Consider the following 17012-nt stretch of genomic DNA (forward strand, 5'->3'; position numbering starts at 1 on the left):
ATTTTTATGGTAACAAATGATGCGAGTATGAACAGCTTCAAGCACAAGATCATGGAGGAAGTGTGCAGACTTGAGTGGAATGGTGAAAACGATCAGGAGCACATTGAGCAGCTTGTTCTTAAGATGATACCGGGACCTAAGCCCGAGTATCGCTGCTGCGTTTATAAGGAGAGGGAGATCGTAAGGCAGAGGATCAATCTGGCAAATGCCAAGGCTCCCAGCTACAATCCTGATTCCGAGAACATAGTACAGGTTATTGATCCTGCTTGTGACGAGTGTCCGATTGCTGCTTATTCGGTAACTGATAACTGCAGATTCTGTATGGGTAAGGCATGTATCAGTTCCTGTAAGTTCGGGGCAATAACACCCGGTGATACTCACATGCATATTGATCCTGCAAAATGTAAAGAGTGCGGAATGTGCGCAAATGCGTGTCCTTATAATGCCATCGTACATCTTGAAAGACCTTGTAAGAAGGCTTGTCCTGTTGGCGCTATCACCTACGACGAGTATGGCTACTGCAAGATCGATGAGGATAAGTGCATACAGTGTGGACATTGTATCCACAGCTGTCCTTTCGCAGCTATCGGAAGTAAGACCTTCCTGGTTGATATCATAAAAGAGATCAAGGCAGGCAAGGAAGTTATCGCTATGTGCGCACCTGCAACCGAGGGACAGTTTGGTGAGGAGATCACCATGGGCTCCATCAGAGAAGGCCTTAAGAAGATCGGATTTGCTGATATGGTAGAGGTAGGTCTTGGCGGTGATATGACTGCTGCTTACGAGTCAGCCGAGTGGTCAGAGGCATACAAAGAGGGCAGAAAGATGACAACTTCCTGCTGTCCTGCTTTCATCAACATGTTAAAGAAGCATTTCCCTGAGCAGTACAAGGAGAACATGTCATCAACAGTATCTCCCATGTGCGCTATTTCAAGATACTTAAAGGCTACAAGACCCGGATGTGTTACCGTATTTATCGGACCATGCATTGCCAAGAAGTCTGAGGCTCAGGATAAGTCAGTTCCGGATAATGCAGATTACGTTGTAACCTACGGCGAACTCAGAGCGTTAATGAGATCAAAGGATACCAAGTTTGAGCCCGTTCCCGAGAACTATCAGGAGTCTTCAATCTGGGGTAAGAGATTTGCAGCCAGCGGCGGAGTTGCAAACGCAGTTATCGAGTGTATGCACGAGAGAGGCGAAGATACTGAAGGTATCAAGCTTCACAGAGCAGCCGGCGGAGCTGAGTGTAAAAAGGCACTTACTCTGCTTAAGGTTGGCAAGCTCCCTGAGGACTTCATCGAGGGTATGGTTTGTCCCGGAGGCTGCGTAGGCGGTCCTTCAAGACACAAGAATATCAGCGATATCAATAAGCCAAGAGAAGCACTTCTTGCGAAGGCGGATGACAGAAAAGTTCTTGAGAACCTTAAGAATTATCCAATGGACAAGTTTTCAATGCACAGAGATGGTCATATGTAATACACAAGAGGGCGCCATATATGGAAATTGATGGATTGTTCAAACGACCCAAAAATCCGAGACAGGTCAAGAAATGGATCATAACTGCGCTGATGGTTTTGGTCACTGCGTTCTACATCATTAAGTACAATGAGAAGGTATTTTATGTTGAGAATTCAGGCTTCTTAACTGCGGGGCTTTCGTATGCCATCAGATACATCCCACTGGTTATTATTACCGCCGTTGGCGGTAATATACCGGGGGTCATATGCGTCCTTTTAGTTTTCCTTCACAGATCTTATGCCAGCAGTTCTTTTTCCTATATGACATTTATTTACCTTCTTGTTGTTTGTGTAGTTGATATACTGGCGAGAAAAAGATTCTTTGGTAAGTGGCAAAAAGTTCTTTTAGCATCGGTGTTCCTGCAGATTTTGGCAGGCAATTTCTGGGGCATTATCCTCATATTTTTGAGCAATGAGGGAGTGGCTGCCTTAAGTCTTAAGCAGCAACTGTTTTTCTTTCTTAATGAGATGCCCGGAAGTCTTTTGGCATGCTTTATTGTCTTTTTTATCTTTAAAAAACTTCCGGACAGAATCAAAATTCTTTTTGGTAACGGTAAGTACTATGTGGATCCTTCTGTTTTATCCGAGGATGACAGATATACCGTTGAGGGCAGATCCAGGATCGGTCTTATCGTTATGAATATCATTATATTTGAAGCTTTGCTCATCGGCATTGCGGCAGAGCTGGCTTCAAACACAATTCTTCCCATAATAAAATACGAGGACGATGCGCATCCTTTTGTCAGTGAGGTTTCGCTTGCGGAGTTAGGCAGTGCCAACAGAATAGAGGCAGTTGTCAGCAGGCAGATGGAAAGAGAGTTCAGATCGGAGAGAGATGTCTTTGCAGAGCAGGTCAGCGGACAGCGAAAGTTCGATTACAGATTCAGTGTTCAGCTGGCTATGCTTATTTCCGTTGTTGTAATTCCCCTGGCTACCTTTTTAAACAGATATGCCCAGTGGAGAATTGCAAAACCCATAAGAAGGCTGTCCAAGGCCATGTCAAATATCTACAATTCAAATGATAGCGATCTGAATGAGGCCGTTGCCGGAATCCATAATCTTGAAGTTACAACCAAGGACGAAATAGAGGATCTTTATCACACCGCCGACCTTACGGTGTACAGGCTTGTGGAATACATTGAACTTGTAAAGACAAGGCAGAATATCGAGGATCAGCTTCAGATAGCAAAGTCTGCAAGCGAAGCCAAATCAAGGTTCTTATCAAGTGTATCCCATGAGATCAGAACCCCTATCAATGCTGTTCTTGGCTTTGATGAGATGATCCTTCGTGAATCGACGGATGAGAATATACTGGGCTATGCCAGGGATATCCAGGGGTCCGGCAAAACTCTTTTGGCACTTATCAATGATATCCTTGACTTTTCCAAGATCGAGGCCGGCAAGATGGAGATCATACCTGTGGAGTATGAGCTTTCATCCTTACTAAATGACGTTTATAACATGTCGGATGTAAGGGCCAAGGAAAAGAATCTTGAGCTGAATATCCACGTAAATGAGAATATTCCTCATATTCTTTTTGGCGACGAGATAAGGATAAAACAATGTATCATCAACATTGTCACAAATGCTGTTAAATACACTGAAGTCGGATCGGTACTGATAGATGTTGACTATGAGGAGGTCGAGCCGGAGAATCCTGAATTTAATGACGTAGAAGATATCCTCCTTAAGGTCAGAGTTCGCGATACCGGAATTGGCATAAAAGATGAGGATATGGGTAAACTCACTTCTGCATTTGAGAGAATTGATACCAGAAAGAACAGGACAATTGAGGGCAGCGGCCTTGGAATAAACATTGTCGTGAGCCTTCTGGAAATGATGAATTCAAAGCTTGAAGTTGCCAGTAAATACGGTGAGGGCAGCGAATTCTCTTTTGCAATAAAACAGCGCGTAGTGGAATGGGAACCTGTAGGTGACTTTGCAAAGAGAGCCGGAGATGCTTCAAAAGAGGCAGGACGATATCAGGAGAGCTTCCATGCTGAAAATGCAAGGATACTTGTGGTTGATGATACCAGAACGAACCTTACGGTAATAAAAGGTCTTTTGAAGCAGACGCTGATGCAGGTAGATACGGCAACCAGTGGAATGGAGGCGTTGGAACTCGTTCGGCAGAATAAATACAATGTTATTTTCCTTGATCACAGAATGCCTGAAATGGACGGAATTCAGACCTTCCATGCAATGGGCGAGATGGAGGACAATCTGAACAAGGATACACCTGTGGTGGCGCTTACGGCCAATGCTATTTCGGGATCAAGAGAAATGTACTTGAGCGAAGGCTTTGCAAATTATATGTCTAAGCCTGTCGATCCTGCCAAGCTCGAGGAGATGATCTTAAATTATCTGCCAAAAGACCTGGTTACAATGTCTACGGATAAGGAATTTGAGGCAGCAGATGCAGAGATAGATGAAGAAGATAAAGGCGCTTTCCAGGATCTTTTAAAGATCACCGGTATTGATATCAATGCAGCCATTGAAAGGTGCGGTTCTGCGGCTCTTGCCAAAGATGTAATGAAGGATTTCTGGCTGGCCATCGACGAGAGAGCAGGTGCTATTGAGAGGTACTTTACGGAAAAAGACATAAAGAACTATACCATTTATGTTCATGGATTAAAGAGTTCTGCAAGAGCCATCGGTGCGCTTGACCTTTCAGAGAAAGCTGAATATCTGGAGAGTTGCGGAAACAGTGAGAATCTTGATGAAATAAATGCTCTGACGCCGGAACTTCTTTCTTTGTACAGAAGCTATATAAAAAGATTTGAACCTCTTTTTGTGGAGGATGATGAGCAAAAGCCGGAAATTGGCATAGAAGACCTTGAGGGAGCCTTTGCTTCAATAAAAGAATTTGTATCGGCTTCATATTTCGACAGTGCGGACGATATCATGCAAATGCTTGATGGATACGCTATTCCGGAGGATTATAAGGACAAGTATCACGATGTAAAAAGACTTCTGGCAGCAGTTGACAGAGATGGACTTTTAAATATATTGTAGAGTAAATATAAGTGAGAGGCACTTGATGATGGATAAGAGAGTACTGCTTATAGGAACAGTAAAGAGCTTCATGGTTAATGCTATCATGGTTGGACTTGAGAAAGAGGACTTCCAGGTAGACTTTGTATTGCCTGATGACAAGGTTATTGCGGCAATGGAAGATAAACCTAAGGTATATATTCTCTATCTGGGCGACTTTAGAGTTGAGAAGGCCGAGTTTTTAAATTACCTCAATGTGGCAATAGATTCCGACCGTTTCATGCTCTATCTCATTGGCAATCAGGAGGAGCTTCAGTTTGCATCATCCATCATTCCAAAGGAGAAGATTCAGGAGACTTACCAAAGGCCTCTTGACGTCAAGCTTCTTGCTCAGAATCTGAATGTAGTATTTGACTACAGCGCTCTTGATGAGAGCCAGAGGAAAAAAGTCCTCATCGTCGATGACGACGGCGCTATGCTTAGAATGATGAAGACATGGCTCTCTGTTAAGTATCACGTTTATATGGCAACTTCAGGTAAGATTGCACTTTCCTTCCTTGCGCAGACTCCGGTGGATCTGGTCCTTTTAGACTATGAGATGCCCGTCATGAACGGCCCGGAGGTTTTAAAGTCGATAAGAGAGATGCCCGCTATCAAGGATACCCCGGTTATCTTCCTTACAGCCAAGGATGACAAGGAAAGCGTAATGAAAGTTATAAGCCTTAAGCCTGCCAAATATCTTTTAAAATCCATGCCGAAAGATAAGCTCATCAGCTCAATCGATGACTTCTTTACAGTCCTGGAAAACAGGCAAAAATATAATTAAGGGAAAAGGTAAATTTTCATGGTCTCCAAACTTATTGACAAGATTCAAAAGACAAACGCCCCGATTGTGGTGGGGCTGGATCCAAAACTCGATTTTATCCCCGACAGGATAAAGGACAAATGCTTTGAAGAAAAAGGGAAAAATCTTGAAGGCGCAGCAGAAGCCTTCTGGCAGTATAATAAGGAGATCGTAGACAATATTTATGATATTGTTCCGGCAGTCAAGCCCCAGATAGCCATGTACGAGGAACTGGGAATTCCGGGACTTATAACCTACAAGAAAACCGTTGATTACTGCAAGGAAAAGGGACTTGTGGTAATTGCGGATGTAAAGAGAGGAGACATCGGTTCAACCTCACTTTCATACGCACAGGCACATCTGGGAGGAGTAAAAATCGGGGATTCTACCTTCAGTGGCTTTGATGCAGATTTCGCCACAGTAAACCCCTATCTTGGAACAGACGGCGTTAAGCCTTTTATAGATGTATGCAACACTGCGGACAAGGGAATCTTTGTGCTGGTCAAGACTTCCAATCCATCCAGCGGAGAATTCCAGGACAGACTTATAGATGGAAGACCACTCTATGAGATAGTCGGCGAACAGGTTGAGAAGTGGGGCCTTGAGTCCATGGACGGCTCCTACAGCAACGTCGGCGCAGTGGTTGGTGCTACATACCCCGAAATGGGCAAGATACTAAGAGACATTATGCCACATGCCTATATTCTGGTTCCCGGCTATGGTGCACAGGGCGGTAAGGGAAAAGACCTTGTTCATTTCTTTAACAAGGACGGACTTGGAGCAATCGTTAACTCCTCAAGAGGTATAATCGCCGCTTGGAAGAGCGATTCTTACAAAGAGTTCTCTGACGGAAGAGTTGGAGAAGCTGCAAGAGCAGCTGCTCTTGATATGAAAAAAGACATTGAAGACGCATTACAAAGGAGAGTATAGTTATGGAGAGGTACAAGGAAGAATTTATCGAGTTTATGGTGGACAGCAATGTCCTTAAGTTTGGGGATTTTACACTTAAGAGCGGAAGAAAGTCACCATTTTTCATGAATGCCGGAGCATATGTAACAGGCGCTCAGCTTCGTAAGCTTGGCGAGTACTATGCAAGAGCAATCCATGACACCTATGGTCTTGAGTTTGATGTACTGTTCGGACCTGCATATAAGGGAATTCCTCTTGCTGTAGCTACAAGTGTTGCTATCAGCGAGCTCTACGGAAGAGAGATCAGATACTGTTCTAACAGAAAAGAGATCAAGGACCACGGCGATAAGGGTATCCTTCTTGGATCAAAACTTCGTGACGGCGACAGAGTCCTGATCATCGAGGATGTTACAACATCAGGTAAGTCCATCGAAGAGACAGTTCCCATCATCCAGGCTCAGGCTGACTGTGATATAGTTGGTCTTATGGTTTCCTTAAACAGACAGGAAAAGGGACAGGACTCAGACATGAGTGCTCTTGATGAGATCAAGGAAAGATATGGTTTTGGCGCTCATGCCATTGTTAACATGTCCGATGTTGTTGAATATCTCTACAACAGACCGATTGATGGAGAAGTTCTTTTAACAAAAGACATTAAGAAACAGATTGATGAATACTACGCTGAATACGGCGCTAAATAATCAGGAGGCTTTTTATGGACGAGCATGTATACAAGGTTTTGGGAGGATCAGGGGCTCTTAATATTGCCTTTGGAATTATCTCAATCACAGTAGGACTTGCAACAGGAGTTCTTCTTATCATCAGTGGAGCCAAGCTCCTTGGATCAAGAAAGAAGATCATTTTCTGATATGAAAAAGTTTAAGTTTCGCATCAAAAAATTTGAACCGGTCAGAGACCGTTATATGTTTACCGATAACAGACATCCCGAGAAGGGCGTAATGTCCGCAATCTTGGGATGTATATCGGTTACAGCGCTGGCTTTTGCCGTTGTATTTACATACAGGGACGGAGGCCAGGCGCAGATCAGATACGCCGCAGCGGCTTTAGTTGCGGCCATTTTTTCTGTTGTGGGAATTGTACTCGGAATAATGTCAAGATTTGAACGAGATATCTTTAAACTGTTTCCCAATCTGGGAATCATACTGAATCTGATATCAATCATATTTGTTGTTTTTTTGTTAATTTTGAGCTTTTTGTAGTGCACAATATTTAGTATTATGGTATGATACGTGTGACTAGATATAGGAGGATACAATGCCAAAAGTAGGAATTGTAATGGGCAGTGATTCAGATATGCCCGTAATGAGTAAGGCAGCAGAGGTTCTTGATAAACTTGGTGTTTCTTATGAGATGCGCATTATTTCAGCGCACAGAGAGCCTGATGAGTTCTTTGAGTATGCAAAGACCGCTGAGGAAAAGGGCTTTAAAGTTATCATTGCAGGAGCAGGCATGGCAGCTCATCTGCCGGGTATGTGCGCTGCAATTTTTCCGATGCCTGTTATCGGAATACCTATGCACACCACTTCCCTTGGAGGAAGAGATTCTTTGTACAGCATAGTTCAGATGCCTTCGGGTATTCCTGTTGCAACCGTTGCCATTAACGGCGGAGCAAATGCAGGACTGCTTGCTGCTAAGATTCTGGCAACATCTGATGATGAGCTTTTGGGCAGGCTTAAAGACTACTCAGCTTCCTTAAAGGATGCGGTAGTTGAGAAGGACAAGAGACTGCAGGAAGTCGGATACAAAAATTATTAATTTGAATATGAGGAGTGAATGATGGCACTGGATTACAAATCAGCTGGAGTAGACATTGAAGCGGGCTACAAGTCCGTTGAACTTATCAAGGATTATGTTAAACAGACAAACAGGCCCGAGGTTTTAGGCGGACTTGGAGGATTTTCAGGAGCCTTTTCCATGGCTGCTATAAAGGACATGGAGGATCCGGTTCTTTTATCCGGAACAGACGGTGTCGGCACCAAGATCAAGCTGGCATTTCTTTTGGACAAACATGACACTATCGGAATTGATGCCGTAGCAATGTGTGTAAACGATGTTGCCTGCGCCGGCGGCGAGCCATTATTCTTCCTTGACTATATTGCCTGCGGAAGAAACATTCCGGAGAAGATAGCTGCGATCGTTAAGGGCGTTGCTGAGGGCTGCAAGCAGTCTGAGTGTGCACTTATCGGTGGCGAGACAGCTGAGCATCCGGGACTTATGCCGGAGGATGAGTACGACGTAGCAGGATTTACTGTAGGCGTTGTAGACAGAAAAGACATGATCGACGGCAGCACCATCAAGGCCGGAGATGTACTTATCGGCGTTGCAAGCAGCGGCGTTCACTCAAACGGATTTTCACTGGTCCGCAAGGTCTTTGACATGACAAAAGAAAACCTTGAGACCTACGTGGATGAACTTGGACAGACACTTGGCGAGTGCCTTCTTACACCCACAAGAATATATGTAAAGATGATGAAGTCCCTTAAGACTTCAGGCATTAAGGTTAAGGGCTGCTCACATATCACAGGCGGCGGATTCTATGAGAATATTCCGAGAATGCTTCCCGATGGTATCAAGGCAGTTGTTAAAAAGGACAGTTACGATATCCCGCCTATCTTCTCACTTATGCAGAAGAAGGGCGGAATCGATGAGAAGATGATGTACAACACTTTCAACATGGGACTTGGAATGGTCCTTGCTGTTGATAAGAATGACGCAGAGGCTGCTCTGAAGGCTATTGAAGCTTCCGGAGAGAAGGCATGGATCGTAGGCTCCTGTGAGAGCGGCGATAAGTGCGCAGAGCTGGTTTAAGAGGAAGAAGCTGATGAAAATTGCAGTTCTGGTGTCTGGGGGCGGTACTAATCTTCAGGCTATTATCGATGCTATAGAGAATAAAACCATAACCAATACTGAGATTTGTCTTGTATACAGCAACAACCCAAATGCTTATGCCCTTGAGAGAGCTAAGAAGGCAGGGATAAAAAGTGTATGCAAGAGCCCTAAGGAATTCGAAAACAGAGAGGACTTTAACAAAGCTCTTTTACAGATTCTGAAAGATGCTTCTCCTGACCTGATAGTACTGGCAGGATGCCTTGTTGTAATTCCGGATATTGTTGTCAAGGAATTTGAGGGAAGGATCATAAACATTCATCCTTCACTGATACCATCCTTCTGCGGAACAGGCTACTATGGCCTTAAGGTTCATGAGAAGGCTTTGGAGAGAGGCGTAAGAGTATCGGGAGCAACGGTTCACTTTGTGGATGAAGGTACAGATACAGGACCAATCATTTTGCAGAAGCCTGTCATGATCAGACAGGACGATACGCCGGAGGTTCTTCAGAAGCGCATCATGGAACAGGCTGAGTGGAAGATACTTCCCATGGCGATTGATCTGATCGCCAATAACAAAGTTCAGATCAGGGGAAACAAAGTATTTATTGAAGGGTATGAAGAGGAGACAGTTTTCTGATGAAAGTTTTGATTGTTGGCGGAGGTGGACGTGAACATGCAATTGCCGAGGCGGTTTCAAGATCGGCCAAGGTGGACAAGATCTACTGCGCACCGGGTAACGGCGGAATAGCAGAGCTTGCAGAGTGTGTGCCCATCACTCCAATGGAATTTGATAAGCTCACTTCTTTTGCTAAGGAAAAAGAGATCGATCTCACCATTGTCGGAATGGATGATCCGCTGGTTGGCGGTATTGTAGATGCATTTGAGGCAGAGGGACTCAGAGTATTCGGACCTCGAAAGAATGCAGCTATCCTTGAAGGAAGCAAAGCTTTTTCCAAGGACCTTATGAAGAAATATAACATTCCTACCGCAGCTTATGAGACCTTTGATAATGCGGAGGATGCTCTTAAATATCTTGAGAGTGCCAAGTTCCCGATTGTTCTTAAGGCCGATGGTCTTGCTCTTGGAAAAGGCGTTCTCATCTGCCAGGATCTTGAGGAAGCAAAGGCCGGCGTTAAAGAGATAATGCAGGATAAGAAATTCGGAGATGCAGGAAATCACATGGTCATCGAAGAATTCATGACAGGCAGAGAGGTTTCTGTACTGTCTTTTGTGGATGGTAAGACCTATAAACTCATGAGCAGCGCTCAGGATCACAAGAGAGCCGGCGATGGAGATACAGGACTTAACACAGGTGGAATGGGTAACTTCTCACCAAGTCCCTTCTACACAGATGAAATTGACAAGTTCTGCCGCGAGAATATCTATGGCAGGACAGTTGAAGCCATGGCCAAAGAGGGCAGAGAGTTCAAGGGAGTTATCTTCTTCGGACTTATGCTGACAGAGGATGGACCTAAGGTTTTAGAGTATAACGCAAGATTTGGAGATCCTGAAGCACAGGTAGTGCTTCCGAGACTTAAAACTGATATAATAGATGTTTGTAATGCCTGCATAGACGGAACACTGGAAAACCTTGACCTTGAGTTTGAGGACAAGGCAGCAGTATGTGTTGTACTTGCAAGTGACGGATATCCACTTAGCTACGAGAAGGGCAAGCTCATCAAGGGACTTGAGAACTTTAAGGGCAAGGATGGATATTACTGCTTCCATGCAGGAACCAAAAAGACAGCCGAAGGCATTGTTACAAATGGCGGTAGAGTACTTGGCATAACAGCTAAAGGGGACACTCTCTCAGAAGCCCGTAAGAAGGCGTATGAGGCTACAGAGTGGGTAGACTTTGAGAATAAATACATGCGTCATGACATTGGTAAGGCGATTGATGAGATAGTGTAAAGCAAGTTATGAAATCAACAGACCGTCCTAAGGGATCCACCGCAAGCGGTACCCCTTAGGACCAAGAATGGAGGAGTAAAAAATGAAAAGACTAGGAAAGAGACTTATGTCGCTTGGGCTTTCAGCCATATTATCAGCGACAATGTTCGTATCAATGGGTGTTCAGGCACTTGCCTACACAGAGACTACAGGAACAGTTGCAACCTCAAATGTTAAGGTAAGATCTGAGGCAAGCACAACTGCTTCCCAGATTTCAAGCCTTAGAGAGGGCGACACAGTTGAGATCATCGATGAGGCTACGGATGCTTCCGGATATGTTTGGTACAAGATCCGTGTAAACAAGACTGATAAGGGCTATGTAAGAAGCGACCTTATCAAGAAGTCCGGTGATTCATCTGCTAAGGCTACAACCACCACTACAACAAATACTACACAGAACAATGCTGCTGCAGCTTCACTTCCTGCAACAACAGTAACTGCAACAGATACAAAGACTGCAACCATCACACAGGACAGTGTAAATGTCCGTGAGGGCGCTGGAACAGCTTACAACTCAGTTGGTAAGGTTACAAAAGGCGATACAGTAACAATTACCGGTGAGGCAACAGGCTCAGATAACAAGACCTGGTATCAGGTAACCTTCGGAAGCAGCAACAAGACAGGCTTTATCAGAAGCGATCTCTTAGAGGTAAATGCTGATGCTCCTGCAGAGAACCCGGAAGGTGCTGAGGGCGAAACTCCTGAAGCTGTAGAGGGTGAGAACCCTGAAGGAACTGAGGAAGGCCAGTCAGAAGAGAGCTCACAGCCTGCAGCATCAAATGATGCAGGTGACGGACATTACTCACTTGTATATCTTGAGGACGGCGAGAACGGTTCAGTTTGGTACCTCTATGACAACGTTGAAGGTTACAGAGTTAAGGTAAATGAACTCATCGATGCAGCTAAGAGCAGTGATGAGGTTAACAAGCTCGTTAAGACAAACAACAACTACAAGACAATCCTTATCATCCTTGCAGTTGTTATCGCAGCACTTGTAGTAGGACTTATCCTTCTTGCACTTAAGCTTCGTGATTCTCTCTACTATGAGGATGAAGAAGAGGAAGAGTACGATCGTTATTCACAGTCTTCCAGAAGAAGAGCTCGTGAGGAAGATGACGAGGAAGAGCGCAGACCTGCAAGAAGAGCTACAGCTGAAGAGAGAACAGTAAGACCAAACAGAGAAGAAGCTGCATCAAGACCTGTAAGAAGACCTGCAAGAGAAGAGGATGTTGAGGAGCGTCCTGTAAGACCTAGAAGACAGGCAGCTGAGTATGACGAGGAGCGCCCGGTTAGAAGAACTGCTGAGGAGAGACCTGTAAGAAGACCTGCAAGAGAAGAGGCTGAGGAGCGTCCCGTAAGAAGACCTTCAAGACCTGAAGCAGAAGAGCCAAGAAGAGAAGAAGCTCCAAGACGTAAGACAAAGAACTTCATCGGCGATGATGACGACTTCGAGTTTGAGTTCCTTGATCTTGATGATGATAAGTAAATATTGCGACAGATGATCTGTCTGATAAATGAAAGACCCTCCGCTGGTGCGGAGGGTCTTTTTGCGCCTTGCGGTTGAGGCGGAAGACGGTGATATAGCTGATATCCTGATAGCCCCGCTGTGTGTGCATTGTAGTTTATATATACGCCAAAGTCCAGAGCTGCCCGGGCGCTTGAGGGGCAGCGCCCAGCGTACTGTCTCTGGACTTCGGCGCATATATAAACATTACGGTCTGTAAGCGGGGCTTGGGATATGGGGATTGAGGAGAAGCGTGATTTATGGCAGGGAGGAGGCTTGTTGGCTGATTGACAGGTAAAAAGCTTGCACAAAACCTTTTTTCAAGCTTTATTTTATGGCAGGGAGGAAGGGCGTTGGCTGATTGACAGGTAAAAAGCTTGCACAAGGGGGTATCTTTAGCCGAAGTATGTGGCAGATAGCCACATATCCATGTCCGGGACATGAGAAATAGGCAGCTGGAGATAGGTACTTAGCTGAAATCTGTGGCAGAAGCGTAGGATATTGCCACCGGGACATGAAAAAAGCTTGCACAAGAGGCTATTGTTAGCCGAAGTATGTGGCAAATAGCCACATATCTATGTTTGGGACATGAGAAATGTGCAGATGAAGGCGAGGACTTAGCTGAAATCTGTGGCAGAAGTGCAGGATATTGCCACCGGGACATGAAAAACTTAGAGATCTTCGATAACCTAACATGCTGCCCCGGCTTAGTGACCAAGATGCATAAAATATTAGGACTGCAAGGGACAGTACGCTGAGCCTACAAGCTCGGGCAGCCCTTGCAGTCCTAATATTTTGTGCTACAATGCCCACGCAGCCGGGGCGGGATGTGAGGCTGGCACATGGGCTGGCGACGCCAGCAAAACAGCAAAGCGTCGCCAACAAAGGACTCTTTCCAAGCAGTAGGAAAATTCTGTAATATGTGTTATACTAAACATATCACAGAAAGGAGGCGCGATTTATGATCATAGAAATTGATTTTAACAGTGATGAGGCGATATACGTTCAGCTCTGTAATCAGATCATATTGGGAATTGCCACGTCTCAGTTCAGGGAGGGAGAACAGCTTCCAAGTGTGAGGCAGTTGGCAGAGACCATAGGCATCAATATGCATACGGTCAACAAGGCATACTCTATCCTCCAGCAGGAAGGATTTGTGAAGATTGACAGGAGGAGAGGCGCGATAATTGCCCTTGATATCAACAAGCTCAAGGCTCTTAAGGAAGCAAGGAGCGAACTTGCGGTAGTTCTTGCCAGAGCTATCTGTAAGGGAATTGGCAGGGATGATATACATTCACTGGTAGATGAACTCTATGACAATTACGAGGCTTACACAAACCTTTAACAGAAAGGATTAATATATGGAATCTAAATTCACGGCGATGGCCAATGACGTCCTTAAGCTTGCCAAGAAGACAGCAAGGACACTTAAACTTAATTATGTGGGAACAGAGCACATCCTCATGGGACTTATTTTAGAGGATGGATGTGTGGCATCCAGGATCCTTATCGACAACGGTATCGATGAGAACAGGATGATGGACATGATAAGAGACCTTATCGTTCCCGATAGCAATGTCAGGACCCTTGACAGGGACGGCTTCTCACCAAGAGCTGAGAAGGTCCTTGAGGAGGCTCACAGGCTGGCAGAGCGTTTCCATGCAGACAAGACGGGAACAGAGCATATTCTTCTTGCGCTTATCAAAGAGGGAGAGAATGTAGCTGTAAGACTTATCAGCACTCTCAACGTACCTGCTCAGAAGATTTATGCTGAGACCCTTGCTGCCATGGGCGAGGATCCCAATATTGTAAAAGAGGATCTTGGTAAGAAAGCAATTGCACAGAAGACCGGCAAGAAGGCATCAATCCTGGCTCAGTACAGCAGAGACATGACAGCACTTGCCACCGAGGGTAAGCTCGATCCCGTCATCGGAAGAGAGAGGGAAATCAAGAGAGTGATCCAGATCCTCTCAAGAAGAACCAAGAACAATCCATGCCTTATCGGTGAACCCGGTGTAGGTAAGACTGCTGTTGTAGAGGGACTTGCCCAGAGAATAGCTTCAGGTGATGTTCCGCTTACAGTACAGAACAAGAGACTTGTAACCCTGGATCTTTCAGGTATGATCGCAGGCTCCAAGTACAGAGGTGAGTTCGAGGAGAGGATCAAGAAGGTCATCAAGGAAGTTGCAGATGATGGCAATATCATCCTCTTTGTAGATGAGATGCACACTCTTATCGGTGCCGGTGGCGCAGAGGGCGCTATCGATGCTTCCAATATCTTAAAGCCGTCTCTTGCAAGAGGCGAGATCCAGATGATTGGTGCAACTACCATCACTGAGTACCGCAAGTATGTTGAGAAGGATGCAGCCTTAGAGCGTAGATTCCAGCCGGTAAACGTGGATGAGCCCACCAAGGAAGAAGCTACTGCAATTCTTAACGGAATTGTCAGCAAATATGAGGAGCATCACAGAGTAACCATTACTCCGGAGGCTATCAAAGCCGCCGTTGAGCTCTCTGAGAGATATATCAATGACAGAAACCTTCCTGATAAGGCAATTGACCTTATCGACGAAGCAGCTTCAGCCGTAAGACTGCGCACCATGGGCGTTTCCTCCAAGGTAAAAGACCTAGAGCAGGAAATCAGGGATCTCGACATCAGCATAGAAAATGCCTTAAAGGCAGGCGACTTTGCCAATGCCGGATTATACAACAAGCAGCAGAACCAGCTCCTTAATAAACTTCAGAAGGTGAGAGCTGCAGAGAAGAGAAAGAATCTCACATCAGGATTTATCGTTAATGAGAACGACATTGCAGAGGTTGTAGCTGAATGGACCAGAATCCCTGTTAAGAAGATCGCAGAAAAAGAGTCTGAGAAGCTTCTTAAGCTTGAGTCTGTACTCCACAAGAGGGTTATCGGACAGGAGGATGCTGTAAAGGCAGTATCCAAGGCCATAAGAAGAGGAAGAGTCGGACTTCAGGATCCAAACAGACCTATTGGATCATTTCTTTTCCTGGGCCCTACAGGTGTAGGTAAGACAGAGCTTTCAAAGGCGCTTGCAGAAGCAATGTTTGGCGATGAGAATGCTCTTATAAGAGTTGATATGTCTGAGTACATGGAAGGCCATTCGGTATCCAAGATGATCGGATCACCGCCCGGATATGTAGGATTTGATGACGGAGGCCAGCTCTCTGAGAAGGTACGTCGCCATCCGTATTCTGTAATCCTGTTTGATGAGATTGAGAAAGCCCATCCGGATATCTTCAATATCCTTCTTCAGGTGCTTGATGACGGACATATCACGGATTCCAAGGGCAGAAAGGTAAGCTTTAAGAATACAATCCTTATCATGACTTCCAATGTGGGAGCTCAGAAGATCGTAGATCCCAAGAAGCTCGGCTTTGGCGCAGGACCTGATGCCAAGAGAGACTACGAAGACATGAAAAACGGCGTCATGGAAGAGGTGAAAAAGCTCTTTAAACCCGAGTTCATCAACCGTATTGATGAGATCATGGTATTCCATACCCTTACAGAGAAAGAGATGATGGATATCGTAACACTCCTTTCTCAGAATCTCTCCAAGAGATGCAAGGCTCAGATGGATATCAATCTTACCATCTCACCTGCAGTTAAGAAGTATCTGGTTACCAAGCATTCCGACGCCAAGATGGGTGCAAGACCTCTTAAAAGAGCTATCCAGTCCACCATTGAGGATGCAATGGCCGAAGAACTTCTTAAGGGCAACATCAAGGCAGGCATGGACGTTACGGTAACTCTTAAGGATGACAAGGTTGTCTTTGTGGGAAAAGACGGAAAGAGTTCCTCTGTTAAGAAGGTGTCCGTCAAGACCACCAAGAGCAAGGGAGCATCCAAGACAAAGAGCGCTGTGACCACGAAAAAGCCGGCCAAAAAGACGACAAAAAAGACGGTCAAAAAATAAGAAAAATTTAATTTAATAATGTGTCGGAGTAGGATATACTTTATATATGGGTTACTTATTAAAAGTGCAACATGCTTAGGAGGACTACTATGGCTGTCGTAGAACAGTTGATCAAAGCTGAAAGTGATGGCACTGTAAGCTTTGGCAATTACAAGCTTCCGGAAAAGAAGAAGCTGGAGAATTTTGAGCACAACGGTAATATCCTCAAGGTAAAGACCTACAAGGATATCACAAAGCTCGAGAGTAATGAGAACTTTGTTTATGAGTCAGTTCCCGGAACTGCTGTCACAGGTTTCAAGGAGACAGATAACGGGGTGGAGTTCAGTGTAGAGGGTGACAGTGATGCGCAGATCACACTTGGACTCTTGGAGAACACTGAGTACAGTGTATCTGTTGGCGGAAACAGCATCGGCAAGATGACTACAAATCTTGGTGGCAAGCTGAACATCAGCGTGGAACTGTCAGGCGAAGGCCCTGTAGAGGTCAAGGTCTGTAAATAACAA

Annotated in this window: 15 protein-coding genes; all 15 read left to right on the forward strand. The window is 45.1% G+C overall.

Features of this window, described 5'->3' with window-relative positions; genetic code table 11:
- The first annotated feature begins 6 nt into the window (after positions 1-6).
- The 15 genes from G589_RS0109340 (at position 7) to G589_RS0109410 (ending at position 17009) form a co-directional block, all read left to right on the forward strand.
- A complete protein-coding gene (locus G589_RS0109340; protein ID WP_026521949.1) occupies positions 7-1479 on the forward strand; it encodes a 4Fe-4S dicluster domain-containing protein in 1473 nt (490 codons plus the stop codon).
- 20 nt (positions 1480-1499) lie between these two features.
- Positions 1500-4535, forward strand: a complete 3036-nt coding sequence (locus G589_RS19435; RefSeq protein ID WP_051192284.1) for a hybrid sensor histidine kinase/response regulator — start codon at positions 1500-1502, stop codon at positions 4533-4535.
- 25 nt (positions 4536-4560) lie between these two features.
- Entirely contained in the window at positions 4561-5340 is a 780-nt protein-coding gene (locus tag G589_RS0109350; protein WP_051192285.1) for a response regulator, read from the forward strand.
- An 18-nt stretch (positions 5341-5358) separates the two neighbouring features.
- Entirely contained in the window at positions 5359-6288 is a 930-nt protein-coding gene (gene pyrF, locus G589_RS0109355; protein ID WP_026521951.1) for an orotidine-5'-phosphate decarboxylase, read from the forward strand.
- A 2-nt stretch (positions 6289-6290) separates the two neighbouring features.
- A complete protein-coding gene (gene pyrE, locus G589_RS0109360; protein WP_022770769.1) occupies positions 6291-6968 on the forward strand; it encodes an orotate phosphoribosyltransferase in 678 nt (225 codons plus the stop codon).
- 14 nt (positions 6969-6982) lie between these two features.
- On the forward strand, positions 6983-7135 hold the full coding sequence (locus tag G589_RS22105) for a hypothetical protein (RefSeq protein WP_022770770.1): 153 nt from the start codon (positions 6983-6985) through the stop codon (positions 7133-7135).
- A 1-nt stretch (position 7136) separates the two neighbouring features.
- The gene (locus tag G589_RS0109370; protein ID WP_035771670.1) at positions 7137-7487 is read left to right on the forward strand and encodes a DUF6142 family protein; all 351 of its coding nucleotides are present in this window, start codon (positions 7137-7139) and stop codon (positions 7485-7487) included.
- Positions 7488-7542: 55 nt separating this feature from the next.
- Positions 7543-8043 (forward strand): 5-(carboxyamino)imidazole ribonucleotide mutase, encoded by a 501-nt coding sequence (gene purE / locus G589_RS0109375; RefSeq protein WP_022770772.1) that lies wholly within the window; start codon positions 7543-7545, stop codon positions 8041-8043.
- Positions 8044-8070: 27 nt separating this feature from the next.
- A complete protein-coding gene (gene purM / locus G589_RS0109380) occupies positions 8071-9096 on the forward strand; it encodes a phosphoribosylformylglycinamidine cyclo-ligase (protein WP_026521952.1) in 1026 nt (341 codons plus the stop codon).
- A gap of 10 nt (positions 9097-9106) precedes the next feature.
- On the forward strand, positions 9107-9754 hold the full coding sequence (purN, locus tag G589_RS0109385) for a phosphoribosylglycinamide formyltransferase (RefSeq protein ID WP_026521953.1): 648 nt from the start codon (positions 9107-9109) through the stop codon (positions 9752-9754).
- Positions 9754-11028: a phosphoribosylamine--glycine ligase gene (gene purD, locus G589_RS0109390; protein WP_026521954.1), complete on the forward strand. Its 1275-nt coding sequence runs from the start codon at positions 9754-9756 to the stop codon at positions 11026-11028. The genes purN and purD overlap by 1 nt, the downstream gene beginning before the upstream one ends.
- An 82-nt stretch (positions 11029-11110) precedes the next feature.
- A complete protein-coding gene (locus G589_RS21105) occupies positions 11111-12553 on the forward strand; it encodes an SH3 domain-containing protein (protein ID WP_026521955.1) in 1443 nt (480 codons plus the stop codon).
- Between the two features lie 979 nt (positions 12554-13532).
- Positions 13533-13916 (forward strand): GntR family transcriptional regulator, encoded by a 384-nt coding sequence (locus G589_RS0109400; protein ID WP_022767523.1) that lies wholly within the window; start codon positions 13533-13535, stop codon positions 13914-13916.
- Between the two features lie 16 nt (positions 13917-13932).
- Entirely contained in the window at positions 13933-16509 is a 2577-nt protein-coding gene (locus G589_RS0109405) for an ATP-dependent Clp protease ATP-binding subunit (protein ID WP_026521956.1), read from the forward strand.
- Between the two features lie 89 nt (positions 16510-16598).
- Positions 16599-17009, forward strand: coding sequence for a hypothetical protein (locus G589_RS0109410; RefSeq protein WP_022767521.1), 411 nt, complete (start codon positions 16599-16601; stop codon positions 17007-17009).
- Positions 17010-17012: the final 3 nt, after the last annotated feature.

This window comes from Butyrivibrio sp. VCB2001 (assembly GCF_000423965.1).
Lineage (GTDB): Bacteria > Bacillota > Clostridia > Lachnospirales > Lachnospiraceae > Butyrivibrio.

Excerpts from the sequence above, each read along its gene's own strand:
- G589_RS0109340 (WP_026521949.1), top strand. The coding sequence starts at position 7 with ATGGTAACAAATGATGCGAGTATGAACAGCTTCAAGCACAAGATCATG.
- G589_RS19435 (WP_051192284.1), top strand. The coding sequence starts at position 1,500 with ATGGAAATTGATGGATTGTTCAAACGACCCAAAAATCCGAGACAGGTC.
- G589_RS0109350 (WP_051192285.1), top strand. The coding sequence starts at position 4,561 with ATGATGGATAAGAGAGTACTGCTTATAGGAACAGTAAAGAGCTTCATG.
- pyrF (WP_026521951.1), top strand. The coding sequence starts at position 5,359 with ATGGTCTCCAAACTTATTGACAAGATTCAAAAGACAAACGCCCCGATT.
- pyrE (WP_022770769.1), top strand. The coding sequence starts at position 6,291 with ATGGAGAGGTACAAGGAAGAATTTATCGAGTTTATGGTGGACAGCAAT.
- G589_RS22105 (WP_022770770.1), top strand. The coding sequence starts at position 6,983 with ATGGACGAGCATGTATACAAGGTTTTGGGAGGATCAGGGGCTCTTAAT.
- G589_RS0109370 (WP_035771670.1), top strand. The coding sequence starts at position 7,137 with ATGAAAAAGTTTAAGTTTCGCATCAAAAAATTTGAACCGGTCAGAGAC.
- purE (WP_022770772.1), top strand. The coding sequence starts at position 7,543 with ATGCCAAAAGTAGGAATTGTAATGGGCAGTGATTCAGATATGCCCGTA.
- purD (WP_026521954.1), top strand. The coding sequence starts at position 9,754 with ATGAAAGTTTTGATTGTTGGCGGAGGTGGACGTGAACATGCAATTGCC.
- G589_RS21105 (WP_026521955.1), top strand. The coding sequence starts at position 11,111 with ATGAAAAGACTAGGAAAGAGACTTATGTCGCTTGGGCTTTCAGCCATA.
- G589_RS0109400 (WP_022767523.1), top strand. The coding sequence starts at position 13,533 with ATGATCATAGAAATTGATTTTAACAGTGATGAGGCGATATACGTTCAG.
- G589_RS0109405 (WP_026521956.1), top strand. The coding sequence starts at position 13,933 with ATGGAATCTAAATTCACGGCGATGGCCAATGACGTCCTTAAGCTTGCC.
- G589_RS0109410 (WP_022767521.1), top strand. The coding sequence starts at position 16,599 with ATGGCTGTCGTAGAACAGTTGATCAAAGCTGAAAGTGATGGCACTGTA.